This is a genomic window from Gammaproteobacteria bacterium (assembly GCA_029862005.1).
In the GTDB taxonomy this organism is placed as follows: domain Bacteria; phylum Pseudomonadota; class Gammaproteobacteria.
This window is the reverse complement of sequence record JAOTYD010000006.1, coordinates 83564-109726: the sequence shown is the minus strand read 5'-3', so window position 1 is coordinate 109726 and position 26163 is coordinate 83564. Positions and strand designations below refer to the sequence as shown.

At 54.0% G+C, this 26163-nt stretch carries 25 protein-coding genes; 17 read left to right on the top strand and 8 right to left on the bottom strand.

Translation table 11 applies throughout. The annotated features are described in order from the left end of the window. Positions 1-24: 24 nt before the first annotated feature. From OES20_06380 to OES20_06370, 3 genes are read right to left on the bottom strand one after another with little or no spacing between them, the layout of a single operon-like run. Positions 25-1653: a general secretion pathway protein GspF gene (locus tag OES20_06380; GenBank protein ID MDH3634315.1), complete on the bottom strand. Its 1629-nt coding sequence runs from the start codon at positions 1651-1653 to the stop codon at positions 25-27. A 12-nt stretch (positions 1654-1665) separates the two neighbouring features. After that, entirely contained in the window at positions 1666-4332 is a 2667-nt protein-coding gene (locus OES20_06375; protein MDH3634314.1) for a LamG domain-containing protein, read from the bottom strand. A 2-nt stretch (positions 4333-4334) separates the two neighbouring features. Further along, on the bottom strand, positions 4335-5636 hold the full coding sequence (locus OES20_06370; protein MDH3634313.1) for a hypothetical protein: 1302 nt from the start codon (positions 5634-5636) through the stop codon (positions 4335-4337). A 358-nt stretch (positions 5637-5994) separates the two neighbouring features. Here OES20_06370 and OES20_06365 point away from each other — a divergent pair, with 358 nt between their 5' ends. Genes OES20_06365 through OES20_06335 form a run of 7 tightly spaced genes read left to right on the top strand, consistent with a single transcriptional unit; the run spans position 5995 to position 13863 of the window. Beyond that, positions 5995-8820 (top strand): hypothetical protein, encoded by a 2826-nt coding sequence (locus OES20_06365; GenBank protein MDH3634312.1) that lies wholly within the window; start codon positions 5995-5997, stop codon positions 8818-8820. Between the two features lie 31 nt (positions 8821-8851). Beyond that, complete coding sequence (locus tag OES20_06360) at positions 8852-9727, top strand: SH3 domain-containing protein (protein ID MDH3634311.1); 876 nt, start codon at positions 8852-8854, stop codon at positions 9725-9727. Then, positions 9697-10350, top strand: a complete 654-nt coding sequence (locus OES20_06355) for an outer membrane beta-barrel domain-containing protein (protein ID MDH3634310.1) — start codon at positions 9697-9699, stop codon at positions 10348-10350. Before OES20_06360 ends, OES20_06355 begins: the two co-directional genes overlap by 31 nt. 21 nt (positions 10351-10371) lie before the next feature. After that, on the top strand, positions 10372-10875 hold the full coding sequence (locus OES20_06350) for a TlpA family protein disulfide reductase (protein ID MDH3634309.1): 504 nt from the start codon (positions 10372-10374) through the stop codon (positions 10873-10875). A gap of 4 nt (positions 10876-10879) precedes the next feature. After that, a complete protein-coding gene (locus tag OES20_06345; GenBank protein MDH3634308.1) occupies positions 10880-11104 on the top strand; it encodes a DUF4266 domain-containing protein in 225 nt (74 codons plus the stop codon). Positions 11105-11150: 46 nt separating this feature from the next. Then, positions 11151-12320 carry a DUF3570 domain-containing protein gene (locus tag OES20_06340; protein MDH3634307.1) on the top strand — a complete coding sequence of 390 codons (1170 nt, stop codon included), beginning with the start codon at positions 11151-11153 and terminating at the stop codon, positions 12318-12320. Further along, entirely contained in the window at positions 12259-13863 is a 1605-nt protein-coding gene (locus OES20_06335; GenBank protein ID MDH3634306.1) for a hypothetical protein, read from the top strand. The genes OES20_06340 and OES20_06335 overlap by 62 nt, the downstream gene beginning before the upstream one ends. A gap of 4 nt (positions 13864-13867) precedes the next feature. Here OES20_06335 and OES20_06330 read toward each other — a convergent pair whose 3' ends face one another. Beyond that, a complete protein-coding gene (locus OES20_06330; protein MDH3634305.1) occupies positions 13868-15163 on the bottom strand; it encodes an MFS transporter in 1296 nt (431 codons plus the stop codon). 264 nt (positions 15164-15427) lie between these two features. Between OES20_06330 and OES20_06325 the strand changes: the two genes are divergently transcribed. Then, complete coding sequence (locus OES20_06325) at positions 15428-16354, top strand: cation diffusion facilitator family transporter (protein MDH3634304.1); 927 nt, start codon at positions 15428-15430, stop codon at positions 16352-16354. Positions 16355-16453: 99 nt separating this feature from the next. Here OES20_06325 and OES20_06320 read toward each other — a convergent pair whose 3' ends face one another. Beyond that, positions 16454-16753, bottom strand: coding sequence for a hypothetical protein (locus OES20_06320; protein ID MDH3634303.1), 300 nt, complete (start codon positions 16751-16753; stop codon positions 16454-16456). Positions 16754-16886: 133 nt separating this feature from the next. Here OES20_06320 and ccmA point away from each other — a divergent pair, with 133 nt between their 5' ends. Genes ccmA through ccmI form a run of 9 tightly spaced genes read left to right on the top strand, consistent with a single transcriptional unit; the run spans position 16887 to position 23688 of the window. Beyond that, entirely contained in the window at positions 16887-17519 is a 633-nt protein-coding gene (gene ccmA, locus OES20_06315; GenBank protein ID MDH3634302.1) for a cytochrome c biogenesis heme-transporting ATPase CcmA, read from the top strand. Further along, the gene (ccmB, locus tag OES20_06310; GenBank protein ID MDH3634301.1) at positions 17516-18202 is read left to right on the top strand and encodes a heme exporter protein CcmB; all 687 of its coding nucleotides are present in this window, start codon (positions 17516-17518) and stop codon (positions 18200-18202) included. Before ccmA ends, ccmB begins: the two co-directional genes overlap by 4 nt. A 10-nt stretch (positions 18203-18212) precedes the next feature. Continuing rightward, positions 18213-18938 carry a heme ABC transporter permease gene (locus tag OES20_06305; protein ID MDH3634300.1) on the top strand — a complete coding sequence of 242 codons (726 nt, stop codon included), beginning with the start codon at positions 18213-18215 and terminating at the stop codon, positions 18936-18938. Further along, on the top strand, positions 18939-19097 hold the full coding sequence (ccmD, locus tag OES20_06300) for a heme exporter protein CcmD (protein ID MDH3634299.1): 159 nt from the start codon (positions 18939-18941) through the stop codon (positions 19095-19097). Beyond that, on the top strand, positions 19094-19528 hold the full coding sequence (gene ccmE / locus OES20_06295) for a cytochrome c maturation protein CcmE (GenBank protein MDH3634298.1): 435 nt from the start codon (positions 19094-19096) through the stop codon (positions 19526-19528). Before ccmD ends, ccmE begins: the two co-directional genes overlap by 4 nt. A 2-nt stretch (positions 19529-19530) precedes the next feature. Then, positions 19531-21501, top strand: a complete 1971-nt coding sequence (locus tag OES20_06290) for a heme lyase CcmF/NrfE family subunit (protein ID MDH3634297.1) — start codon at positions 19531-19533, stop codon at positions 21499-21501. Next, positions 21498-22022 carry a DsbE family thiol:disulfide interchange protein gene (locus OES20_06285; protein ID MDH3634296.1) on the top strand — a complete coding sequence of 175 codons (525 nt, stop codon included), beginning with the start codon at positions 21498-21500 and terminating at the stop codon, positions 22020-22022. Before OES20_06290 ends, OES20_06285 begins: the two co-directional genes overlap by 4 nt. After that, entirely contained in the window at positions 22019-22477 is a 459-nt protein-coding gene (locus tag OES20_06280; protein MDH3634295.1) for a cytochrome c-type biogenesis protein CcmH, read from the top strand. Before OES20_06285 ends, OES20_06280 begins: the two co-directional genes overlap by 4 nt. Continuing rightward, positions 22474-23688 (top strand): c-type cytochrome biogenesis protein CcmI, encoded by a 1215-nt coding sequence (gene ccmI, locus OES20_06275; protein ID MDH3634294.1) that lies wholly within the window; start codon positions 22474-22476, stop codon positions 23686-23688. Before OES20_06280 ends, ccmI begins: the two co-directional genes overlap by 4 nt. Before the next feature lie 8 nt (positions 23689-23696). Here ccmI and OES20_06270 read toward each other — a convergent pair whose 3' ends face one another. The 3 genes from OES20_06270 to dapE form a co-directional block, all read right to left on the bottom strand. Beyond that, positions 23697-24047, bottom strand: a complete 351-nt coding sequence (locus tag OES20_06270; protein ID MDH3634293.1) for a rhodanese-like domain-containing protein — start codon at positions 24045-24047, stop codon at positions 23697-23699. A gap of 78 nt (positions 24048-24125) precedes the next feature. Then, the gene (gluQRS, locus tag OES20_06265) at positions 24126-25031 is read right to left on the bottom strand and encodes a tRNA glutamyl-Q(34) synthetase GluQRS (GenBank protein MDH3634292.1); all 906 of its coding nucleotides are present in this window, start codon (positions 25029-25031) and stop codon (positions 24126-24128) included. Next, entirely contained in the window at positions 25031-26161 is a 1131-nt protein-coding gene (gene dapE / locus OES20_06260; protein ID MDH3634291.1) for a succinyl-diaminopimelate desuccinylase, read from the bottom strand. The genes gluQRS and dapE overlap by 1 nt, the downstream gene beginning before the upstream one ends. Positions 26162-26163: the final 2 nt, after the last annotated feature.

Sequence of the window (26163 nt, the reverse complement as noted above, 5' to 3'; positions counted from 1 at the left end):
GTAAAGTGCACCAAAAAGGTTAGCTTACACCAAAGAACCAAACGAAATAAAGCTGTCCAGGTTTGCCTGATTACCCAGGCCGTGATTCGGAAAAATATTGGTGAAGGCGGTTGTATTTCCGGGCGACACCTGCCCGTTCACGGCCATATAGTTAAGTATGACCATATTAACCAGCAGGTTGACGTTATTTGCCGCGGGCGTGGCCGAGGTGACCACGGAAGCGCCTGCGTTCATACGTCCGATCTGGCGTGTGCCGACCAGCGTAGGTGCGGCTGTCGGGTCGAACACCAGGAAAAAGGAACAGGCGGTCGAGGAATTATCGCCAGTCCATTCGCCCTTGCCGCCGCCACCGAGTACCAGGTTCTCACCAGCACCGGCAGACGCGGTATCGTCGGTGTTACCGTTACTGGCCACCGAACCGTCGCTAAACACGTAAATCATTAGCGGAGACGCCAGCAGGCGCGCATATTCGAGGCAGGCGCCGATGCAGCGCCCGGCCCGCAAATCGCGATTTTCACCGACGCGCCGGTCACCGGTGTGGTAATCATAGCCACCCATGGTGATGCAGCCGCCTGCGGCATAGCCATTCATGACCATTTTCATGACCGAGGCGGTTTTTCTGAACTCACCATCGTTGGCCAGTTCGGTTGCCGAAAAGATCGGACCAGCAATGTTGGTATCGAGTGTCGGATCGACTTCGACGCCGGCAAAGCGGTCGGCGATGTCGGAGGCCTTGAGGTAGCCACAGCGTACCAGGTCCTTGACCACGTCGTCGTTGGTCAGCCCGGTGTCGATGGTACCCAGCTTGAGTTTTTTGTGGGTTATCCGGGTAATGGATTCCATCACCGCGGTGACATCGTCCGGACCCAGGATTGTGGTCAGATCGCCGACATCCACAAGCCCGGTGACATCGCTGGGACGATCTACCTTGGTGGGTTGGAAATTGGGATCGATATACATCGCCGGCGCCATCGAGTTGCCGCCCGAGACGCTACTGCGCGAACCAATCAGGTCGACCACACTGCCGCGCGCACCGGCCATCGCCAGCGGGTAGAGCGGGTTATGCGGATTGTTGCCGGTGTCGTTGTCCGAGCGTGCCGGGATCACGGCGCCATCGACATTGCCGATTGCCGTGCTGGCTTTCTCGAGAATGCCGAACAGCATCGGGCTATCCGCATGAAATACGAGATTGAGATCATTATTGGTGAAATCGTTGTTGGCGCTGGTATTTAACAGGGTTACGCCGGTGCTGTCCTGTCCGGGCAGCATATCGCCCGGCAGACCGAGTTTGCTGTAACCGGCCGTGGACAGCAGATCCATCTGTCCGCCGCCCTGGCCGACCAGCACGTTGGAGCCAGCAAAATTAGCACCCCCGGCCAGGTCAAAGGCGATAAAGGGTACGCTTTGACCGGCGCCGACACCGCCCAGGATACAGCCGATATCGGTCGCGAGGGCGTCAAGATCGGGTGCGACCGCTGCACGCGCCATGTTCGGATTCGCAAACATACCGAAGGCGCCGGCCGAAAGCACGGTAGCCGAGCCGGTCATCATGCCCTGGCGAATAAACTGCCGTCGGGTGACAGGACGTCCGTGGTCTTCGTACAACAACGGTGCCTGGGGGGGGATGTACTGGTTCTTTTTAAATCTGGCCATGATATTCGAATCCTATTGTACTAGCATTACCGCGCCACCAGTGGCGACGGCGCAGACGGCTTTCACGATTTGCTCGGTGCGTGCTGGCGTGTTTACGAGATCGGATAACATTTCTGTTATCAGACTGTCATACGAGTCGCCGGTGAGTGCGGGATCAAGATCCTGCGCGGCCGGAGAACTCAGCAAGTCAGCGACTTCCAGTTCCACTGGTTGCGTGATGAGATTATTCGCAGGCGTGGCCTGGTCGACGTTCATCGCCGCGCTTAGCAGCGGATCGATAATCGCATCTCGCTCGGCCTGGGTATCGAAAGCGGTTTGCGCGTTGGTGCCGAAATTGAATCCAGGGAAGTAGGTCGCCCTGGGTATCGAACCGTTGCCTTCGACCAGTTCGCTACAGGAAGTCAACGCGAGTTGCGCGATCGCCATCTGGTGCGAGGGCAGGAAGGCTTCGATCGCCTCTATCGTCGGCAACTGCTGGATGTAGTCGTTGTAAACCGTTGCGACTGCCGTGTTGGTGACAGGCACGCCGGTAATCTCGGCGATGGTCACATTGATCTCCTGGAAGGTGCGCACGCCGATGTCGGCCTCAAGCGGGTTGACCGGATCGCCCGGATCGGCAGCTACTGTCGGAACGATATCACTAAAGGCCTTGGTGAAGCCGTTGAAATCCTCGAAAGTCAGGAAGAACTCGTCGCTGTCGGAGCCTTTTTCGAGCGAAATAATAGTACCCTTAGAAGACAGTTCCTGGCCGGTCGCCGGGTCGTAGGTGGCGGCGATGACGCTGGTGTCGAGGTTGGCATAAGCCTGGCCTGCGAGCGCCTCTTTGCCGTTGATGCCGATACGCAGGCCTTTAATATCAATGTCTGAACTCGGGGCACTGCCATCAAGGGTGACGAACGTGGGCTTGTTGAACAGGTAACTGTAGCTGTCGAACTGGGCCACCTCGAACATGATAAAGCTGTTGGGGTTGCCGATTTCACCGAGGTGATGACCGACATAGAATAGCAGCAGGAATTTCTGGCCGACGCCGAGGTCGAAGTTCTGCTGAATCTCTGGTTGGGCTAGTGCCCTGTTGTGTAGCGCAACCATTTTGACCTGTCCCATCCACGGGCGGTTTCCTGAGATTTCGTTGCCGAGGATGAATGCGAAAGTATCGTCCCAGACGTTTGTGATCGGTAATCCCGCCGCGGTGTCAGTCAGGTTATTGACCAGCTGGCCGTTGACGTAAATGCTGCGGCCAGCGCCATTGCCAAGGCGATCGAGGGGATCATAGTTGATCACGACATGCTGCAAGCTGGCTTGCGCCAGCTCCTCGTCGTCTTCCCCGGTAGACATAACGGGTTCGCCGTTCGGTGCAGGAATAACCGAGTCAATCCGGTTGTAAGACTCGTAGTTGTACATATCCTGGCCCAGCGTGAAATTGCGCGCGAGGTCACCACCGGAGTAACTGACGATATTGGCGTCTTCCTGGGTGACGTTGGCCGGGATGACCCAGGCTTCGATGGCATATTCACCGGTATCCTGAAGATAGGTAAAGATTTTATCGCTGCTGATAGTATCGGCCTGTGCCCGTCCACCAGTGAATTCGAGACCATAGCCGCCAACCCAGTTGACGCTGCCGATCAGTGACAGGTTGATCGAGGCGCCGACACCGCTGGTGTCGTAAGCGGTCAGACCAGTGCCGGTTTTGAATTCCCAGATGGCGAATTGATCGGTTTCATGGCGATTGCCACCGGAGGCGATAATACCTTCGCCCAGGGTCAGTGCCTTACTGGTGACCAGGGTGGGGTCGATCGACGAAACCGCAATGCCATCGGCAAAATCCGTGATCCTCTGCACCATCAGCGTTTCGTCGGGGCCACAGGTGCTCCAGCAGTTGTGCTGCTCGAACAGGCGCACGGCCAATCGCGAATTAGCGGGTGTATCGATGTCCATTTTTGACTTGGCGGCCTCGTAAGCTACATCGACATCGGTGTGGGCAAAAAACGGCGCCTGCGGCAATATTGGGCCAACTTCATTGTGGCAGTTCTGGCAGTTATTGTCGGCAATTACCGGGTTGCTGCCAACCAGCAGCTCGTACACGGTATCGGCGAAACTGGTGCCGTTGGTGCCGACAGTGGTCGCGGTGGCGGGAAACGACTTGGAGTCGCCCGGGTCCCTGATGCTGGCCGGTGCAGTCAGATTGATCTGGCGCGCCCCAGCGCCGCCATTGGCCGCATTTTTCCAGTCGTCGATCCAACCAGCTATCAGCGTGGCGCAGATCGCGGGATTGGTCTCCCAGCAAAAGTGATTATTGTTGAGCTTGTCGACAAATACCGCGTTCAACGGATTCATCGTCGGTAGATTCGCGGGTAAAAGTGACGGATCCCTGGCCACAGTCGCGTCGTAAGCTACGTTAACATTGGAGGTATCGAAGAATAACGGGGTAACCGGCGCGCTGGCTTCTGAGTTATGACAGCCGCCGCAGCGGGTTACGTCGGTCACGTTCCGCCATAGGTAGTACTGGAAATTACTGACGGCGATGTCGCGCGCGGCCGGACCGGTGTAGGCGAAATTGTTAGCCGTGTTACCCAGGTTCTGGTTAGCCGTGGTGCCAACGCCGCCACTGTCACAGGCCGCCATCATCGCGCCCAGTGCAAGGAGTGAAATGATCTTAATAAAAGGGTGATTTTTATTCATATTCAACTCCCTTTGCAGTATGCGGCGACGTCGGTGAAGACTTCGCGCATGTCGTATCCGCTGCCGACCAAGTTGGAAACAAATCCGTCGCGTGCGCTGCGGTCCGCGGCGAAATTATTGGGATCACGCAGGCAGATCGACTTGAATGCCTTGTCTACCTGGCACTGGGCGAAGGCTTTACTATTGGACATTTCGATGCCAAGAGATTTCGCCCCGTTACCGGTTTCATTGCCATTGGCATCGGGATTGATGAGCGGTCCCCAACCGGTAGCATTCGGGCCGTCATCGGCGGGCCGGAGTCCGAGCTTCGAGTTGGGACCGTTGCGCCAGTAGTTGATCCAGCTGTCATCCTCGGTGATGTGACCGTACTCGAAGTTATTCCCGTTAATGTTGTGCTTGAGCGATACGCCGGTGGCGGGGTCGAAAAGCGGGCTGCCGATGTCCTGGTACAGCATACGGCCGGCGGCACTATCCCACTCGTAGAAGGCGAACGCGCCCGCCATGCCGTCCATGCCGGCGTGGCAGCCGACACAGCCATTCATGTAGAGACGGCTATCGCCGCCTGGGCTGCGCGATACATCGCGGCGAACCTTGTCGGGGGAGCGCGAGACATCCTTGAGCGGTTCGAGATCGGTGCACAGGTGATTCATTAGCGTGAAGCGGAACATGGCGCGGTTGGTGCCTGCGGAGAAAAACGCCATTGCGCCCGCGCGCGTGGTCATCACACCGGCGGTGGCACCACTGGCCAGGCCTGTCACCGAGCTCTGGGTTATGCCCGGCTGGGTTACGCTACCCTCGAGGATATTCGGGTTGGCGAGGTCACCAGTAGTGGGACCAAGCGCTTCCAGTTGTTCATAGTGGTTGTTGTTGCTATTCGAGTAAGCCGCGATGCCGAGGCCCGGATCACCGCGATAGATGATGTCGCCGTGCAATATTTGCCTGAAATCGCCGCCATCGCGTATCAGGCCGATCACGGTCGCCGAATAATCGTTTAGCGGGGTGAATACCGTCTGCTCTTCGTTGGTCCAGGGCGCGGCGAAATTCTTCAGGGTTACGTTGTAGAAGAATCGTGCATTGGGATTTTGCGCGGTGTCGATCGCGTATTCAGCGGCGGTTTTACCGGTAGGATCACTGATCAGCAGTGCTTCCATGGCGTCTATCGTCGCGTTAGTAGCGGTAACGCCAACGAGCCGATCATGAATTCTTTTGGCCTGCGCTCTATCCTGGGCATCGGCCCAGAGCGGCTGGCTTGTCAGTGCCACCATGATTAACAACGGCAGCGATATTTTGTTGTTCTTTCCCATCAGTATCCCCATTATTTCCTTATCAACCGCTGTTGCGCGGGCTCAAAGCCGAAGGTTTAAACCTAGCACAACGAGTTAACGTCAAATGGATAAACTGCGTTAATTAAGTCACAAAAACCTCAATTACACCTGACCATTTTATTTATGCTGTTAAGCTCAGAGCTGTTAACTCGTAAATACTGTTTGCGTATTAAACCTAATACCCTATTTTACGAGACTGGCTCGCTCTCACGTATACCGTTCGTAAGGAAATAAGTACATCTGGTCAGAATTCGGCAGCGGGTTATATAAGTTCGAAGATAAACTATAAAATTAATGACATAGGGCGCTCCACCGGGTACCAACTTTAAGGAAATAGATGAAACATACGACAGCCTTATATACACGCATTCTGACGAGATCCAGGCAGTTGATGGAATTCCAGTTTCACTGGTTAGGATTAGCTGTAATATGCACCGCAGTCGTCGCCCTGAGCGCATGTGATCCCGGATCCGACTCAGGCGAAGGAATCGATCCCGGCATCATCGAAATCCCGATTGCTTACGTCAAGCGTCCGATTCCGGTAGACGACATGGGCGACGAGGTTCAGGTCGATGTGCGCGAGCCGAGGCTGTTCAGTTCCGGCGGCGATGTTTATCTGCGGAGTAACGACAACGAGATTAATATCACGAGCTCCGTTACCACCGGTATCGGCGACGTCAAGGGCTTGAGCGCCAGCCACGATGGCACCAAGCTGGTTTTTTCACTGCGCCTGTTCGACCCCGACCCGAACAATCCCCCGTTCCCCAGCTGGAATGTTTACGAATACGATTTAACCACGAGTCAACTTCGTCGAGTTATCTCCACCGCTCTGATTGCCGAGGAGGGTGATGATCTTTTCCCCAGCTACCTGCCCGATGGCCGTATCGTATTTTCCTCGAATCGTCAGCGCCAGTCTCGCGAAATGCTGATCAACGAAGGCAAGCCGAGATTTTCCGCACTCGACGAAGACGAGGGTGTTCAGGCTTTGGTGCTGCACGTCATGAATGCCGACGGCACCGAAATCAAGCAGATTTCCTTCAACCAGAGCCACGATCTTTACCCGCAGGTATTTACCAGTTTCAAGGGTGGAAAAATAGTATTCAGTCGTTGGGACAATGCCGGCGGCAATGACGAAATCAATTTATACACCGTCAATCCGGACGGCAGCGATTTGCAGATTCTATATGGATCGCAAAGTCACAATACCGGCACCGGCGGCGCAGAAATCCACTTTACCAATTTTCGCGAAATGGAAAACGGTGACTTGATGGTAATCACCAAGCCGTTTGACGGAACCTTCGACGGCGGCAATGTTGAGGTTATCAGCGTCGATCGCTTTGTGGATATCAATAAGCCGCTCTGGTCACTGGCGGGCATGCCCGGTCCGGCGCAGCGTGATGCCACCGTCTCCAATGTCACCAACGATGGTTCGATCTCAGCCAACGGCCGCTATGCCACGGTTTACCCGTTATGGGATGGATCGAATCGCATGCTGGTCAGTAAATCCACCTGCCAGGTGGACGTCAATGGTGTAATAAGGCCCTGTCTTGATGAATATGTGAATGATCCAGCGGCCGTGGAAAGGTCGCCCTCTTACTCGATCTGGATTTACGATATGGACGTCGATACCCAGAAACCCATCGTGTTGGCGGAAGCGGGCAGGGTTATCACCGACGTCATTGCGCTCGAGAACAGAACCCGGGCGCCGGTTATCTTCGACAAGAGCCTGCTCGGTGAGCTTGATCCTGGCTGGGAGACCGAAGTCGTTGGCGTGGTCAATATCAAAAGCGTTTACGATTTGAGCGATCCCGCGTTTAACGGTTGTTTCTTTACCGAATGCGCGCCCGCTGGCCTCGGCATTACCTCGGTACAGGATTTTGCCGATCCGGTGAATTCCGCCGCAGTCGATCGTCCCGCCCGTTTCGTGCGTTTCGTAAAGTCGGTCGGAATACCCGATCCCGATGACCCGACGCTGGTCAACCCACCGGACCTTGATGGCAATGCGTTTGGACCGCAACGTAATCGGGGTATGCGCGAGATCGTCGGCTACGCGCCGGTCGAACCCGACGGTTCGGTCAAGGTCAAAGTTCCGGCCTATGTCCCGTTAGCGGTCGAGGTGCTCGATGGTGAAGGTCGCAGGATTGGCCCGTCGCATGAGAACTGGTTCCAGGTGCAACCGGGAGATATGCTAACCTGCGTCGGTTGTCATGACGTCAACAATGGCGGTAGTCCGCCCGAAATTCATGCGCGCAGCGATGGCGAGGCGCCATCGATCAATAGCGGTCTGCCGGCTGGTGGGATATTCGTCAATACTTTGATTCCAGGCTCGATGCCAGCTAGTCCTTACATGGGTACTCCCGGGCAAACCATGGCGGAGGTACGTTTCGATAGCCTTGCGGTCGCCAATCAACCGAAGCTCAGCGCTGACCTGATATACCGAGATTACTGGACCGATCCCGGCATAAGCACTCCAGACCCGGATATCGATTATCTTTATGCCGATCTGAGCCCCGGCATGTTGAGGCCGACTAATACCTTTTGCGCTCCCAACTGGCTCTACAATTGCCGTGTGGCAATCCATTATCCACCCCATATTCACGCGATTTTCCAGCTTAATCGCGGCGCTGTTGACGCCATTACGCCGATGGATCCGGTCAATCCACCAAACAACGACCCGACCAATACGCCACTGGTGTCAGTGGCGGTGGCCGATGGCGTCGGTGACGATACCTGTATTAGCTGTCACACCACTAACAACGGTACACGCCTACCCTATGGGCAGCTCGATTTGACCACCGATCCCAACCAGGACCCGAACGATCGTTTCAGGTCTTATCAACAAATGTTTAACACCAGGCAGGGCCAGTTCATCAATGCGGGGGGTATGCTCGAGCAGTTTACTGTGCCCGACGGCATCGGCGGTACAATTCCCGACCCGGCAGCTGCGATCGCTCCGATCATGACTTCGGCTGGTGCCCGCAGCAGCTTTTTCATTGAAAAGATGACCGGAACCGAGCTGGACGCCGGGCGCGCATTGCCGGTGGGCAGTGTCGATCATACGACTATGTTGACAGGTGCCGAATTAAAGCTAATCTCAGAGTGGATAGATTTAGGCGCCCAGAACTTTAATGATCCTTTTGACCCGGCGGCGCCACAAAACTAGCTAGTGGCTGTAATAACACGGGAAAATAAACTTGAAACGTCTCAAGGGGATACTTTTGCCCAGCCTGTTTCTTTTGCTATTTGTCGCTTCCAGACCGTCACAGTCGCAATCGATCGACGCAGATATCCTGGTGGCACAAAAAGCACCTACCGTAATGGAAGAGGGAGCATCGAAAAGGACAGCTGAGAGTGAAGTCGCGCCTGAGAAAAATATTGATGCGGAAGGAAAGGTTTATTACAAGGTTAAAATCGCTGATCCTTTTATCGAGCTGCATACCGGCCCAGGCGCAGGCTACCCGATTTTTTACGTGGTTGATCGAGGCACCGAGGTCAGTGTTATCAGACGCAAAACCGACTGGTTCAGAATCGAAACCAGCACAGGCAAGACCGGGTGGGCGAGTCGTGATCAGATGCGGGAAACACTTCTACTCACCGGCGAAAAGTTCAGGGTTGTCGAGTCCGATCTGGAAGATTTTACCCAGCGCAAGTGGATCCTGGGATATACCGGCGGTGAATTTGAATCGGCTCCGGTGTTTACTCTGTTTACCGGATATTCGTTTTCCGAGAACCTGACGGGTGAGTTTCATTTTGGGAAGTCAGTAGGCGATAAATCGAGTAGTACATTCTACAAGGGAAATCTGGTAATGCAGCCGTTTCCGGATTTTAAGTACTCGCCTTATCTCACTCTTGGATTGGGTGAGATTGAGGTTGATCCCAGTGTTATCCTGATTTCAGCAAGAGACGATAAAAATAGCTTTGCGCAATTTGGTCTGGGATTGCAACGCTATGTCAGCCGCAGTTTTCTGTTTCGATTCGAGGCTAACGAGTATGTAATTTTTTCATCCGGCACCAGTGACAACAGCGAGGTAGTAAACGAGTGGAAATTCGGTTTCGCAGTATTTTTCTAGCGAGTGCTTGGTTGATCGCAATGATGCCGGTGACCCAGGTTGCTGCGCAGAGTGATGAAGAGGATCAATCTAGTCTGATCGAGCCTCAGATCGAGCGTATCGAGTTCGATGAATCCCAGATCGATTCAGACGATTTTGAAATCGCTGTTTACGTAGGTTACCTGGCGCTCGAGGATTTTGATACCGATCTCGTGAAAGGTATCAAGCTTGGTTATAACGTTTCTGAAGATTTTTTCGTGCAGGCTTCCTACGGCCTCGGCGACTCCGGAAAGACCAGCTTCGAGATTCTGAGTGGCGGTGCCCCCCTGTTGTCCAATGAGGAGCGGGAAGTCGAGTACTACATCGTTTCCCTTGGATTCAACCTGTTCCCCGGGGAGGCATTTTTAACCGATTCAACTACATTCAATACTGTGCTTTATCTGTCTGCGGGTGTGGGTAACACGGAATTTGCGGGCGATGATCGATTTACCATCGCTTATGCAGTAGGGCATCGCACCTTGTTTGCCGACGGCTTCAGCCTCGACATTGAAATGCGAGACTTGATCTTCGAGCAGGACCTCTTCGGCAGCGAGGAAACGACCCACAATATTGAACTAACAGTGGCATTTAACTTATTTTTCTAAAGGAGATTAGATATGAACAGCATGTTATCGCGAACCGGAATCAGCTTGTTACTGCTGTGTTTTTTATCGTTTGCAGGATTAAATCTCTCGCACGCGGCCTCGTTAAAGGGTCCGGCGCCGAATTTCACGTTAAAGTCGCTTACCGGTAAAAACCTCAAACTCAGCGAATTGACGGGTAACGTGGTCCTGATTAATTTCTGGGCGTCCTGGTGCGGCCCCTGCCGAGAAGAAATGCCTTTGCTGAACAACCTGCATAATAAGTATGAACCGCTCGGATTTACCGTGCTCGGCGTTAATGTCGAAGAGGACGTCAAGAAAGCGCGGGGATTCCTCAAGAACTTCCCGGTTGATTTTCCGGTATTGCTGGATAACAACAACCTGGTCAGTAAGAAATACAATGTGATCGCGATGCCGACCACGGTTGTCCTCGACCGTGATGGCAACGTGCGCTATCTGCATAAGGGTTACAAGCCGGGCGATGAAGAGAAGTATCGCAAGATGGTGAAAAAACTGGTGCGCGAGTAAAAAGATGCAAAAGAAAATCGCATTTGCATTAATTAGTAGTGTCTTTATTCTGGGGGGTTGTGCGATCGAGCCCTGGGTCAAGCCCTACGAACGCGCCAATCTCGCAGACCCCATCATGAGCTTCAACCGAGATCCGGTATCGGCAAGCTATATACATCATGTTTATGATTCTCGTGAGGGCGCAAGGGGCGCGGGCATAGCAACAGGCGGTGGATGCGGCTGCAATTAGCTTGCCTGCCCTGCTGGTTACCGCAAAAAACTCTTGCATGGTAAATATGACCGCCACCAAGCAATGTCATGCTTTCGTGAAATCATCCAGTTGGCTGTTGGTGGTTATCTCCCTGTTGGTATCGTCCATCCAGGAATTGCGAGCCGCTGTATTGCCGGAAGAGCGCGTGGACCTGCTCTACCATCGATACGATGGTGGTGGCGCCGAAATCGATGGACCATCGTTTCTGGTGCGCAAGAATGTGGGTGATAGCCTATCAGTAGGCTTGAATCACTATGTCGATAATGTCACCAGTGCCTCGGTTGATGTGCTCGTTAGTGCAAGCGAGTACACCGAGGAACGCACAGAAAATTCTGTCAGCATCGATTACCTGCGTCAAAAGACAACCATGAGTCTCGGCTATACGGTTAGCGATGAAAGTGACTTCGAGGCTAATACATTAAGTCTCGGGATTTCGCAGGACATGTTTGGTGACCTGACCACCGTCACCATGAGCTTTGCGCTGGGTGATAATACAGTTGGACGAAATGGGGATGATGCTTTTGAAGAAGACACCAAGGTGCGCAGCTATCGGTTTGGGATTTCGCAAATCCTGACCAAGGATCTGGTCATGGCTTTAACCCTGGAAACGATAACCGATGATGGTTATCTCAATAATCCCTATCGTTCGGTACGATTTTGTAGTGATCCACCAGCATGCACTAGCTATAGCTTTGAGCCGGAAATCTATCCGGATACCCGCACTAGCAACGCTATTGCCGTGCGCGCCAATTATTTTCTGCCACAACGTGCCGCGTTACATGCTGGGGTTCGAATATTCGAAGATACCTGGGATATCGACGCGACCACCTACGAGCTGGGGTATACCTTCCCCTACGGTGACGCCTGGATTGTCGAGGCCAGTTTTCGATATCACGATCAAAGCAGCGCCGAATTCTACAGCGACTTGTTCCCGAGCAGGGGTGCACTGAATTTCCTCGCACGTGACAAGGAATTGAGCACCTTTTCTAGCACTACTGTTGGCCTGGGTGCAAGTTACGAATTTGGCCGGTCCTGGAGTGCGGTTGAACGTGGCAGTCTGAACCTGCAGCTCGATTTCATAAGCTTCGACTATGACGATTTCCGCGACCTGACCAAGGCGGGGACGGTTGGAAATGAACCGCTTTACAGTTTTGACGCTACCGTCACGCGCCTTTTTACGTCAATCTGGTTTTAGGGTAGTTCTACTCAGCCTGTTGCTGCAGGGCGTGGTACACGCGGCAAGCGAAGCTGAATGTGTCCCCCTGGCAAGGGTGGATATTGAGGCCAGCGAAATTCTCAGCGATGCCGGCCAGGCATCATTGATCCGACCATTCCTCGGCAACTGTATCGATGGCAGCCTGATTCGAGGCATTCTGTCAGCAATCTCGAATGACTTTATCGGGCGAGGCTATGTCACCTCACGTCCTTATTTACTGGAACAGGATATCAGCGATGGTCAGATCGAGATTCGTATCCTGGTGGGCAGAGTCGAGGCGATCATCGATGCCAATAGCGGTACCAGCAATGGCAAGATCGCGACGGCTTTCATGTTCAACCGCGAGATTCTAAACCTGCGCGAACTTGAGACTTCGCTTGAGGCCATCGAGCGCGTGGCCTCGGTCAGCGCCAGTTTCGAGATCAGGCCGGGGACACAACAGGGTGGCAGCATCGTAGCGATCAGGACCACGGAGTCGGATACGGTTCGCACCGAGCTTGGAATCAATGTGCGAACGGATATCGATCCCCAGTTGAGTTTACTGGCAACCCTCGATAATCCTTTCAATATCAATGACATAATAGAGTTTCGCTATAACGGCGGTGAAATATTTCAGACCTATCAAAGTAATCGAAGTCGCGAGTTAAGTTACTCTTTTCCCCTGGGGGATTACCTGCTGCTATTGAATCATAGCGATATCGAATATGAACAACGGGTACAGGGAATCAACGACAGTTTTCTTTCCGAGGGTGATACTGTCAGCAATCAGCTACAGGTCAGCAAGCTGCTAACCCGTAGCCAGACGGCCAGGCTGACCCTGGCGTTGGCATTGGAGCTTAAGGACACGCGCAGTTTTTTTGATGACCAGCTAATTGATGTTTCCAGCTATAAAACCAGCCAGCTGCGACTCGATCTGCGGCACGACTGGATACAACCATGGGGTCAGCTCAGCACCGGTTTCAGTTATCACCGGGGGCTTGATTCCTTCGGGGCCAGAGACGATGACTACTACACGCTCGCGGATGGGTTTGAAAATGAAGCAAGACTTCAATTTGAAAAATTCAATATCGACAGCCAGCTGTTTTATTACCTGCCTGATCCTGCCTGGTACGCGAGCATCAAGCTATACCTGCAATACAGTGACGATATACTGTTCGATAACGATAAGCTGTACCTGGGCAGCCCCTACACCGTGCGTGGCTATTCGTCGTCACTGAGTGGAAGCAATGCCTGGTATCTGCACAGTAACCTGACCCGACAATTACGGTCGGTGGTGAATCCCTTCAGTGGAAACCCTTTCACCAAAACAATTTCTCTGTCGGCCGGCGTCGACTATGGCGATGCCAAATGTGAAGTCGACAATCCAGATGTTTGTGGAGAAATTTACAGTGTTGGTGTAGGGATTGAAGTATCGGATGCAAACTTCAATGGTCGCCTGCTTTGGGGACATCCGTTAAAGGAAATCGGTGACGATATCGGTGACGAGGACATCTTCACGCTCGATCTGCGGTGGACGCTTTAAATCGCTATAGCCGACGCTCGGTAATGTCTTCGCGTTGATCGAGCTCCCGCACATTGTGCTTTGCGACGGCGTCCGCGTATTCGAACGAATCGGGTGCGATAAACTCGGCAATCGGGGTACCAATAGGGCCAGCGATCAGGTGCGATTGATCAGCTATTGCGACTCCGGCACGGGAGCCGATGCGGATCAAGGTGAAAAAGAAGATAATCGCGAATACCGTCGCGATACCCCAGAAATAAAATGACAGGTCGTACAGGTCCATGAAAAAGGCGATTACAATAGGCCCGATCATTGCACCAAAACCTGCGACCATGACCAGGCTGCCACTGGCGGCAACGATTTGATGTGGTTCCAGTCGATCGTTGGCGTAAGCAATACAAACCGAGTACATCGGCATTGCGGCGCCGCCGAGGGCGATGATCGATGCGTAAAACAGCCAGCTGTCACTCGGTGTAGCGAGCGCGAGTAAACAGCAGGCGATAGCAATGCTCGACAGACCGGCCATGATGCCACGTCTGCCGACGAGGTCGGAGATAAATCCGACGGGCCACTGGAATATCAGGCTGCCAATCAGGAAGCAGGCCATGAACCACGAGATTGCCTTAAGGTCGACCAGTACCGCGCTCGCATAAATTGCTCCCAGCCCGAAAATCGTACCATGAGCCATTCCCGTCAGGCAGTTGCCGATAACGGCCAGCGGTGAGGCGCGATACAGGTCGACTACCGACATCTTGGACGACGTGGCGAAGTTTGGCGCGGGCTTGGCCGTTAGCAGTATTGGAATCAGCCCAAATGATATGATCACGGAAATCAGTATGAACAAATCAATCGCTTCGGGTTTTGCAAGGTTGAGTAAAAACTGACCAGCGCCCATGCCGCCGGTAACAATGAGCATGTATACCGATAACACCTTGCCACGGGTTTCATTACTGGCCCGGTCGTTGAGCCAGCTCTCGGTTACCACGTAGAACCCGGCAAAACTGATTCCGGTAATGATGCGCATCAGCATCCAGATCCACGGCTCGATATAAACGCCGTGAAACAGGATTGAAATGGAGGCCATCGACGCGAGTGCCGAAAACACACGAATATGGCCAACTCGATTGACCAGCATTGGTGACACCAGCGAACCGATAAACATGCCGATGAAATATCCCGACATCAATATCCCGGTTGTGAACGTCGAAAATCCCTCGATGCCGGCGCGCACACCCAGCAGGGTACCCTGCAGGCCATTGGCTAGCATCATGCATCCGATGCCAATTAATATCGCCCAGGAAGCGCCAAGATTTTTCCACATAAGGGTTTGATTCCAGCTAGTAACTGCAAGTCAGTTGGGTCAAAGCTGCGCGGAGTTTAGTAGAGGGTTGGCCTGCCAGCAACGATTAATTCGTTGTCGATTAAATCGCCCTGAGCCTTGAGGTCCTGAATTCAAAAACAGGCTGACAACTTCCGCCACTGGTCGCTGTCAGATCACAATGCATGGTGATTCCGAATATACCTTCGCCTTTCGCTCGGAGTGGCTGTTGAGATATAGTAAGCGCAAATTTTTTGGGGTAGAAACATGGCATCGGGCTCGAAGTTGGTCATCATTGCGGCACTGGTCGGTAACTCGCTGATTTCAATTACCAAGTTTTTCGCGGCATCGATTACCGGCAGTTCGGCGATGCTGTCGGAAGGCATTCATTCGCTGGTCGATACCGGTAACCAGGGATTATTGCTTTACGGGATGAAGCGGGCTGCGAAACCGCCTGATGAAGACTTCCCCTTTGGTCATGGCAAAGAAATATATTTCTGGAGTTTTATCGTTGCGATCCTGATTTTTGCGCTCGGTGGCGGTATCTCGATTTACGAGGGCCTCCAGCATATCAGGCACCCTGAGCCGATTAGTAGTCCGATGGTTAACTACATCGTGCTTGGGCTAGCAATGGTTTTTGAAGGTGCTGCCTGGTATTTCGCGTTTCGCGAATTCAACCGTACCCGGGGACACTGGAGTTACCTGGAAGCTATTCAGCTTGCCAAGGATCCCACGGTGTTCGTCGTGCTGTTTGAAGACAGTGCGGCAATGCTCGGCCTGGTCGTTGCATTTTTCGGGGTGTTGCTGAGCCAGGTGACCGGCATCCTGGTATTCGATGGCATCGCCTCGGTCATGATCGGTCTGATCCTGCTAGGCACGTCAATCTGGCTGGCTTATGAAACCAAGGGCCTGTTGATTGGAGAACGGGCCAAAAAGTCGGTGATTCGCGGTATTCGCAACACCCTGGCAGGTCGAGAAAATATCGAACATGTCAACGAGGTATTGACCATGCACATGGGGCCGGATTTTATTCTCGTCAATATTAGCGTTGATTTTAAGGATTCGATAAGCGCGCAGCTGGTCGAGGCTGACATCGCCGAAGTCGATCGCTCAATCAAGCAAAAATTTCCGGAGATAAAGCGTGTATTTATCGAAGCAGAAAAGCGGGGCAACAAGTATCCACATAGCAGCTAGCCTGCTCGAATTAGCGAGGCTTCCCTGGAATCCGATTGAATATTGCTAAACCTGGGATTTCTGCAGTGATCGGGAGAAACTAATTCAGCCGCACCGCCGCTACTTTTCGTGGCGTTCGAGAAAATCCTCGAGTTGTTGCGCGATAATATCCCAGATCGCCATGGGGCCGGCTTTTTGCACGGTTTCCTCGCGCCAGTTCTTTACCGGCATGGTTTTGATCGCATCCGCAACCTTCGGCAGTCGTTCTTCGAACCATTTCAACTCGGAGCGGCTTTCATGCTCTTCGTCCAGGTGTTCGGTCGCCTTTTCAGCGCGTTCGTAAAGTTCATCGATATGTTTCATTCGTGATTCGTACTCACGAATGTGTTGATCGATTAATTGTTCCTTGGTGGTAGTCATTCTGTTTTCTCCGATATTTACGGCATTACATTACTACCGTTTATACTCTCTTGTCTGATCTATATCAAAAAAATGGGTTGATCGTGATCATGGGCAAGGCTAATCTTCGGGCACATTAAAATCCAACCATTGCATGTCCACATCGACCTTACTCGAAACCCGGGATCTCGGCTGTATCCGTAACGATCGTCAATTGTTCGCGAACCTCGAATTCGCACTCGAAGCGGGCGAGATGCTGGTGGTCGAAGGCCCCAACGGTTGCGGTAAAACCAGCCTGTTACGTATTCTGACCGGACTCAGGCTCGCTGATAGTGGCGAGATTCGATGGCGCGGTACTCCGATTGACCGCCTGGCTGGAAATTATTACGAACAGGTAGCCTATGTAGGGCATCACGACGGTGTCAAGAACGAACTGTCCTGTCTCGAAAACATGCGCCTGGCGAGAGCAATGGGCGTGCCGTCGGAGCGGGATCTCGACGACGTACTCGAGCAGGTTAACCTCTACGCCTACGGTGAAACCGAGGTAGGCAGCCTGTCGGCGGGTCAGAAACGCAGACTGGCGCTGGCCCGTCTGCTGGCGACGGAATCAATACTGTGGATTCTGGATGAGCCGTTTACCTCGCTCGACAGAAACAGCATGGCGATGTTCGCTTCACTGTTTGAACATCACCTGGAGAACCAGGGTCTGATTGTGATGACATCACATCACGATATTTCGCTGCCGGGACAATCCGTGCAGCGACTTCAACTCGGAGCACCGGCATGAGTCATCGATTATCCCTGACCCAGGCTTTCGTGTTTCTGCTCAGGCGTGACCTGCTGTTGGCCCTGCGCAATCGCGCCGAGTACGCGATGCCGCTGTTATTTTTTGTGCTGGTCATTACTCTTTTTCCATTGGCGCTGGGTGCCGAACCCGAGCTGCTGGCGCGAATTGCGCCAGGGATTGTCTGGGTCGCTGCATTGCTCGCGGCGATGTTGTCGCTGGATAGCATCTTTCGCTCGGATTTTGACGATGGCTCGCTCGAACAGATTCTGTTGAGTGCGCATCCCGTTGCGGTACTGGTGTTGGCGAAAGTGTGCGCACACTGGCTGGTCACCGGATTACCTTTGCTGATCGTGGCGCCATTACTGGCAGAAATGCTGGGCTTGCCATCGGCGGCGCAGATAACGCTGCTATTGACTATACTCATCGGAACCCCAATCTTGAGCCTCATCGGCGCGATCGGTGTCGCGCTTACGGTAGGCTTAAGAAAAGGTGGTATAATTCTGTCGCTGTTGGTGTTGCCCCTGTATGTGCCGGTTTTGATTTTTGCGGCCAGCGCGATCGAAAATGCCGCGATGGGATTTGACGTATCAGCCCAGATTTACATGCTTCTGGCTTTTCTGTTCCTGTCGATTTCGCTGTCGCCCTGGGCCACCGCAGCAGCGTTACGAATGTCGGCAAGTTAAAGGGATCTTAATGTTTCTCTGGTTTCACAAGTTAGGTTCGCCCCCGCACTTTTATCGCATTGCCGGTAAATGGATCCCATGGTTAACGTGGATCTTTCTCGCGTTCTTGCTGACGGGTCTTTACGGTGGTTTAATCGAAGCACCACCCGACTACCAGCAGGGTGAAAGCTATCGCATTATTTTTGTCCACGTGCCCTCGGCCTGGATGTCGTTGTTTATCTATGTTGTCATGGCGATTTGTGGCGCCATAGTTATAATCTGGCACATGAAACTGGCCGAGGTGGTATTGATCAGCAGTGCGCCGATTGGTGCCAGCTTCACCTTTCTAGCGCTGGTCACCGGTTCGTTGTGGGGCAAACCGATGTGGGGCACTTACTGGGTCTGGGATGCGCGCCTGACATCTGAACTTATCCTGCTGTTCCTGTACCTCGGCATTATCGGGCTTCACAATGCTATCGATGATCGACGTATCGCTGCCCGGGCGGTCGCAATCCTGGCGCTGGTCGGCGTGGTGAATATTCCTATTATCCATTACTCGGTAGAGTGGTGGCATTCGTTACACCAGGGGCCGACCGTTACCAAGTTCGACAAGCCGTCTATACACTGGAGCATGTTGATCCCGTTGCTGCTAATGGCGATGGCTTTCCAGATCTACTACGTTCTGGCCCTGTTTCAGAAGTGTCGCCTGGAGTTGTTGCGGCGCGAACGCAACAGCAAGTGGGTTGAGGAACTTTAAATGGCAGAATTTTTCCAAATGGGCGGATATGCAGTTTTTGTTTGGCCAAGCTATGCACTGGTCGCAGTGGTGCTGTGGCTGAACTGGTACCTGCCGCGCAAGCAACACGAGAAAGAACTGCGCCAGCTGAAGCGGCGCACAAGGGATGAACAGAAATGACACCTGCAAGAAAGAAAAGACTCGCGTTAATCCTGTTGATGGTTACCGGCGTGGCTGTTGGCGTCGGGCTCGCACTCAAATCGCTGGATCAGAATATCATGTTCTTTTTTACACCCAGCGAAGTAATCTCCGGCAAGGCGCCCACCAACAAGCTGTTTCGAATGGGTGGCATGGTGGTCGAAGGCAGCGTCAACCGCCCGGGTGACGGCCTGACCGTGAAGTTCGATTTGACTGACAATGAACAGCAGGTAACTGTTCAATACGCTGGAATATTGCCTGACCTGTTTCGCGAGGGCCAGGGCATCATCGCCAATGGCAAGTTGAATGATTCCGGCGAATTTGTCGCCCAGGAAGTGTTGGCCAAGCACGACGAAACTTACATGCCGCCGGAGCTTGCCGACATGAAAATGAAAATGAAAAAGGAAAACTAGCGATGATTCCCGAAATCGGTCAACTCGCACTGATTATTGCGCTCAGTATCGCCGTGATCCAGTCACTAGTGCCGCTCGCCGGTGCCGGTCTCGGGGTACAGCGCTGGGTCGCGCTGGCAGTGCCCGCCGCCCTGGGCCAGTTACTATTCGTTGGCATATCTTATGCCTGCCTGACCTGGGCTTTCCTGAGCCATGACTTCTCGGTGCTTTACGTGGCCAAGAATTCGAACAGCGCGTTGCCGCTGATTTATCGGATTTCCGGGGTCTGGGGTTCGCATGAAGGCTCGCTGTTGTTGTGGGCGCTGGTGCTCGCGTTGTGGACGGGCGCGGTAGCAGTGTTTACGCCGAATGTTCCGAATGCCATGCGCGCCCGGGTGCTGTCGGTGCTGGGATTGGTAAGCTGTGGATTCCTGTTGTTTATTATCATTACATCGAATCCGTTTGAGCGTCTGTTTCCCGCGGCGACCGAGGGCAGCGATTTGAACCCGTTGCTGCAGGACATCGGGCTTGCGATTCACCCGCCCATGCTTTACCTCGGTTATGTCGGATTCTCGGTGGCGTTCGCGTTTTCGATTGCGGCACTGATTTCCGGCCAGGTCGATTCGGCCTGGGCGCGCTGGTCGCGGCCGTGGACCAATGTCGCCTGGCTGTTTCTGACGCTGGGAATCGCGCTGGGCAGCTGGTGGGCTTACTACGAACTCGGCTGGGGTGGCTGGTGGTTCTGGGACCCGGTCGAAAATGCGTCTTTCATGCCGTGGTTAATTGGTACCGCGCTGATGCATTCACTGGCGATTACCGAAAAGCGCGGCACCTTCAAGGCCTGGACGGCGCTACTGGCAATCTTCGCGTTTGCGCTGAGTTTGCTGGGTACCTTCCTGGTTCGCTCCGGCGTTTTGACTTCGGTGCACGCCTTTGCCAGTGACCCGGAACGCGGCATATTCATCCTGGGATTCCTGGTGTTGGTGGTCGGCGGCTCGTTAACCCTTTATGCGTGGCGCGCGCCGTTACTCAAGAGCGCGGCCCAGACCCGCTTGTTGTCTCGCGACGGGGCCCTGTTATTGAACAACGCGTTTCTCGCGGTCGTGACCAGCGCGATCCTGCTGGGTACGCTTTACCCGATTGCAATCGATGCCATGGGCGGGAAAATTTCTGTTGGTCCGCCGTATTTCAACCTGATGTTCATAACGTTGACCGCACCACTGGGCATATTAATCGGTATCGGTATGTTGATTCGCTGGAAGACTGACAGTCTTTCGCGGTTGGGGGCCAAGTTGAAAATTCCCGCCCTGGTAGTGCTGGTTGTGGCCTTGCCGCTCAGCCTGGCATTGCCGCAATGGATATGGAGTGCTTACCTCGGTATTGCGATGGCGTTGTGGATTGTAGTCACGGGCGCCGTCGCGATTTACGATCGATTTCATAACCGGGCTGTACTCTCGATCCTGCGTTCAACACCGGCCGGTTTCTATGGCATGTTACTCGGACATCTCGGTATCGCGGTTTTCATCGTCGGGGTGACGCTGACCAGTTTGTACAACCAGGAAAAAGATCTGCGCATGGCGCCGGGCGATACCTACTCGGTGGCGGGTTATGAATTCACCTTCCACGGGGTGCGTGATTATAATATTGAGAACTATGTTGCAACCCGGGGTGGGTTTTCGGTGCGTTCCGAAAGCGGAAATTTCAAGGTTGACCTGTTCCCCGAGAAACGGACCTACCTCGTGCAAACCATGCCGATGACCGAGGCTGCGATCGATGCGGGATTCACGCGTGATTTGTTTATCGCCCTGGGCGAACCCCTCGACAAGGAGGGCGCCTGGGCGGTACGAATCTATTACAAACCTTTTATCCGCTGGATCTGGCTCGGTGCGATCATTATGGCGATTGGCGGGCTGTTTGCCGCATCCGACCGACGCTATCGCCGACTCGCCCGCAGCGTCACTGTCGATGCCGATGCCGGGGAGCGTGCGGCGTGAATCGTTTTATCCTGCCGCTTGCGGTATTCGTACTAATGGTCGGTCTGCTCGGCTACGGCCTGCGTCTTGATCCCAAGAAAGTGCCGTCAGTGCTGATCGATAAACCGGCACCGTCGTTTTCACTGGCGATGCTGGATAATCCGACCCGGCAGCTTTCGACTGCGGACATGACAGGACAGGTCTGGGTACTTAACGTATGGGCCTCGTGGTGTGTATCCTGCCGTGCCGAGCATGCAGTGATCTCGGCGCTTGCGCGCAAAAACCTGGTTACCGTGGTCGGGCTCAACTACAAGGATGAACCGGATGACGCAATCCGGTGGTTGCAGCAGTTTGGCAATCCCTATGCCACCAGCGTTATCGATCGCGATGGCCGAGTTGGAATCGACTGGGGTGTTTACGGGGTGCCGGAAACCTTTGTCATCGGCGCCGACGGACTGATCAAGTACAAGCATATTGGTCCGGTTACGCATGAATCGCTGGAGCAGAAAATTATGCCTGTTCTCAGGGAGCTGCTGAGTTGAAGTCGCTACTACTGATGCTCATGTTGGTGCTCTGGGTCGTACCGGTGCAGGCCGCGATCGAGGCCTACGAGTTCGAGTCTGAACAGATGGAGGCAGACTACAAGAAACTCATCGACGAACTGCGCTGCCTGGTATGCCAGAACCAGAACCTTTCGGGTTCCGATGCTGACCTCGCTCGTGACCTGCGCCGCGAAACCTACGAGATGCTGCAGCAGGGCAAATCCCCACAACAGGTGGTCGAATTCATGGTCACCCGTTATGGCGACTTCGTGCTTTACCGTCCTCAATTCAAATCGACGACTTACCTGCTTTGGCTGGGACCTTTCCTGTTATTGCTGCTGGTTCTTTATCTGCTTGTTCGCAGGTTGCGTAATGCCCAGAAGCCGGTCGAAGTGGACGCCGCTGCAATGGCCGAAGCAAAACAGCTGCTGGAAGAAAACGAGCAGGGTAAATGAGTTTCTGGATTATCGCCATCGCGCTGCTCGCGCTAGCGCTCGTCATTTTACTGGTGCCGCTGGTTCGATCTAACCGCGCGCAACAGCATAATCAACGACAGCAGCAGAATATTCAAATCGCACGCGAACAGAAACGGCAGCTCGAAGCACAGCTCGCCGACGGCGAAATCGACCAGGACAGTTACGACAGCGCACTCGTTGATTTACAAACCTCGCTCGCGCTGGAACTGGAGGGCAAGGAAGCAGACAGTGACAGATTACGCGGCAAATGGATGGCTGTCGTAGTGTTACTGGCAATACCGCTGTCGAGCGTTGCGCTGTACCTGGTTTACGGTGAGTACCGGGTCATCAAGAACCCGGAACTGGCGCGCGCGGTACCGGCGCAACAAACGGCCGCAGCACCACAGATGACGCTCGATGAAATGATCGTCGCGATAAAGGACAGGTTACGCGCCAACCCCGAGGATGCAGAAGGCTGGTTTATGCTGGGCAGATCCTATATGGGCAAGCAGCAGTACAGCCAGGCCGTGACCGCGTTTCAACGCAGCCATGACCTGATTGCCGATGAACCCGGAATCATGTTTGCGCTCGCGGATGCTCTGGCAATGCAAAACAATGGCAACCTGCTGGGTGAGCCGGAGAAATTGGTTAAACGGGGGCTCGAGCTCGCGCCCCGTTTTCCGAACGGTCTCTGGCTGGCCGGAATGGCTGCCGAACAACGCCAGGACTACAAGACGGCGCATCGACACTGGACGCAGTTGCTGCCGTTGATCGCCGACAACCCAAATTCGACCCGTGAAATCAGGGATCTTATCGCGATGCTCGAAGAACGTGATCCGGAACTCGCCAGCAAAGCGATCAACAAGGCCACACTAAATGTTGTTGTCGATATCATCGCTGATCTTAAATCAAGGGCAAATCCCGGAGCAGCGGTATTCATCTATGCCAAGGCGATGCAGGGACCTCCGATGCCGCTGGCAGTCAGAAAGTTGCAACTCAGCGATTTACCGGCAACGCTGACGTTGAGCGACGACGACGCGATGATGCCGACGATGAAGCTATCGACCTTCGACCAGGTTATCGTCGGCGCGCGGGTCTCGAGCAGCGGCAACCCGGTGGCCCAGGCGGGTGACTTCTACACCGAGCTTGAAGCAGTGGACAGCAGCAATCCACCCGAGAAAATCGTTCTGACGATTGACCAGGTCAAGTAGGCACCTGGTCAGCCGAAGACTTCCTTGATATCTTCAAACGGTGCCGTGATCGCGTAAACCTCCGCGTAACCGAGTTGTTTCAACGTGTGTGCCGCAAGTGAAGCACGGCCCCCACCACCACAGTGAGTCAGGATGACGGTCGTTGCCTCGGGACAGACCTTATGTACCTGCATTTCCAGCAGTCCGCGCGAAATATTGATCGAGTTGGAGAGCTTGGACTCGTTCGCGCTGTGCGCCTCGCGCACGTCGACAATGACTGCATCCGAATTTTCATCGTATATCTTCTTTGCCGTCGTGACGTCCACGCATTCTATATGCTGCTGGGCTTCCTGGATCATGTCACCTGCAGATTTGAGCATGCTTTGCACCTGGTTTAATGACGGACGAGGACCATAGTTTACAGCGAAATGAACCGGGCACAACAAATGTCTGATCGGTTAATTTTCAAAAGTTTCGGCAATCTCCGGGCGCTGCACCGGAATCGACGTGATACACCAGTTGTCGAGCGCCCATTGCAAGATTTCCCGCGGTTGTCGGTGCTCGAGTTCCGACGGTGGTGACTGGCCGAGGTGGTGCAACGCGGCCAGTAACTGTCTCGGGGCATTGCGATGATCTAGGGCATTGGCCCCGGTTTGCTTGCTGAGCTTGAGGCCCTCGGCATTATTGACCAGTGGAATATGCAGGTATTCAGGCGTCTTGAAGCCCAGTCTCTGCTGCAGGTAGATATGCAGACAGGTGTTCTCCAGCAAATCGGCGCCGCGAACGACTTCGGAAATCTTCTGTAGCTCGTCATCGACCACAACCGCCAGGTGATAGGCATAGATATTGTCCGCCCGCTTGAGCACGAAATCACCGACCGATTCGGGCAGGTTGAGCGTGAAATCGCCATAGACCTTGTCGACAAACCTGATGGATTGCGCATGCTCGATATTCAGCCGGATAGAATGGTTGGCCGGCACCAGTCGTTTCAAGCGGCAGTTTCCCGGATAAATCTGTCCCAGGGGGCCACTGCGCACGCCCTGTTCGCGCAAGGACCTGCGGCTGCATTCGCAGGCGTAGCAGTCGCCCCGTTCGAAGAGCTTGTCCAGGTAATACTGGTAGTGTTCGAATCGATCGCTCTGGTAGGAGACCGGTCCGTCCCACTCGAAACCGAAGGCTTCCAGATCGCGCAGAATCTGCTCGCTGGCACCGGCGACGACACGCGGTGTATCGACATCCTCGATGCGCAATAACCAGTTGCCCTGTTGCGACTTCGCCTGACAGTAACTCGCGAGACCTGCGACCAGGGAGCCGAAATGCAGGGGGCCCGAAGGCGAGGGCGCGAATCGTCCGATTAACGGGATCAAGACAGCAGGTTTTCGAGAATACTTTGGTAAATATCGGACAGTTGGTCGAGTTCTTTTGTATTCACATGTTCATTGAGTTTATGAATGGACTCGTTCACGGGACCGAGTTCGAGGACCTGTGCACCGGTAGGAGCGATAAATCGGCCATCCGACGTTCCGCCCGTGGTTTCCAGCGAGGTGGTAAGCCCGGTATGCAGCTTGATGGCCTGCTTTGCTGCCGCGACCAGTTCTCCCTCGGCTGTCAGGAACGGATACCCTGAAATCGACCAGTCGATGTCAAAATCGAGCTCGTGTTTATCGAGGATTACCCGGGTGGTTTCAATAATCTGTTTCGCGTCGATCTCGGTTGAGTAGCGCAGGTTAAACACAATCTCGGCATGTGCTGGAACCACGTTGTGCGCACCGGTCCCCGAGTTAATATTGGATATTTGAAAACTCGTGGGCGGAAAGAATCGATTGCCCTGGTCCCACTCGTGTCGAGCGAGCTCGTGCAGAGCCGGCATTGCGCGGTGGATTGGGTTATCGACCTTGTGTGGATAAGCGACATGCCCCTGAACCCCGTGAATCACGAGCTTTGCGCCGATGGATCCCCTGCGACCGTTTTTGACAACGTCTCCTACATGCAGGTGACTCGAGGGCTCTCCGATCAGCGCCCAGTCGATTTTTTCACCTCGTGCCTCGAGTGTTTCAATTACCTTGACCGTACCGTTAACTGCCCTGCCTTCCTCGTCACTGGTAATCAGCAGAGCGATCGAACCCCTGTGCCCGGGTCGTTGCGCAATGAATCGCTCGCAGGCGGTTATCATCGCGGCAATGCTCGATTTCATATCCGCGGCACCCCGGCCATAAAGGATTCCATCCCGAATTTCCGGAACAAAGGGATCGCTAAGCCATTTCTCCAGTGGCCCAGGCGGCACCACATCGGTATGTCCGGCAAAGGCGAGTACCGGGCCGGAATTACCGCGGCGTGCCCACAGGTTGGTGACATCCTCGAAAACCAGGGTCTCGCAATCAAATCCGATTTCGTTGAGCCGCTCTATCAACAGCGCCTGGCAGCCGGCATCATCGGGCGTAACCGAGGGCCTTGCGATGAGGTCTGATGCCAGTTTCAGGGTTGCACTGTCCATGT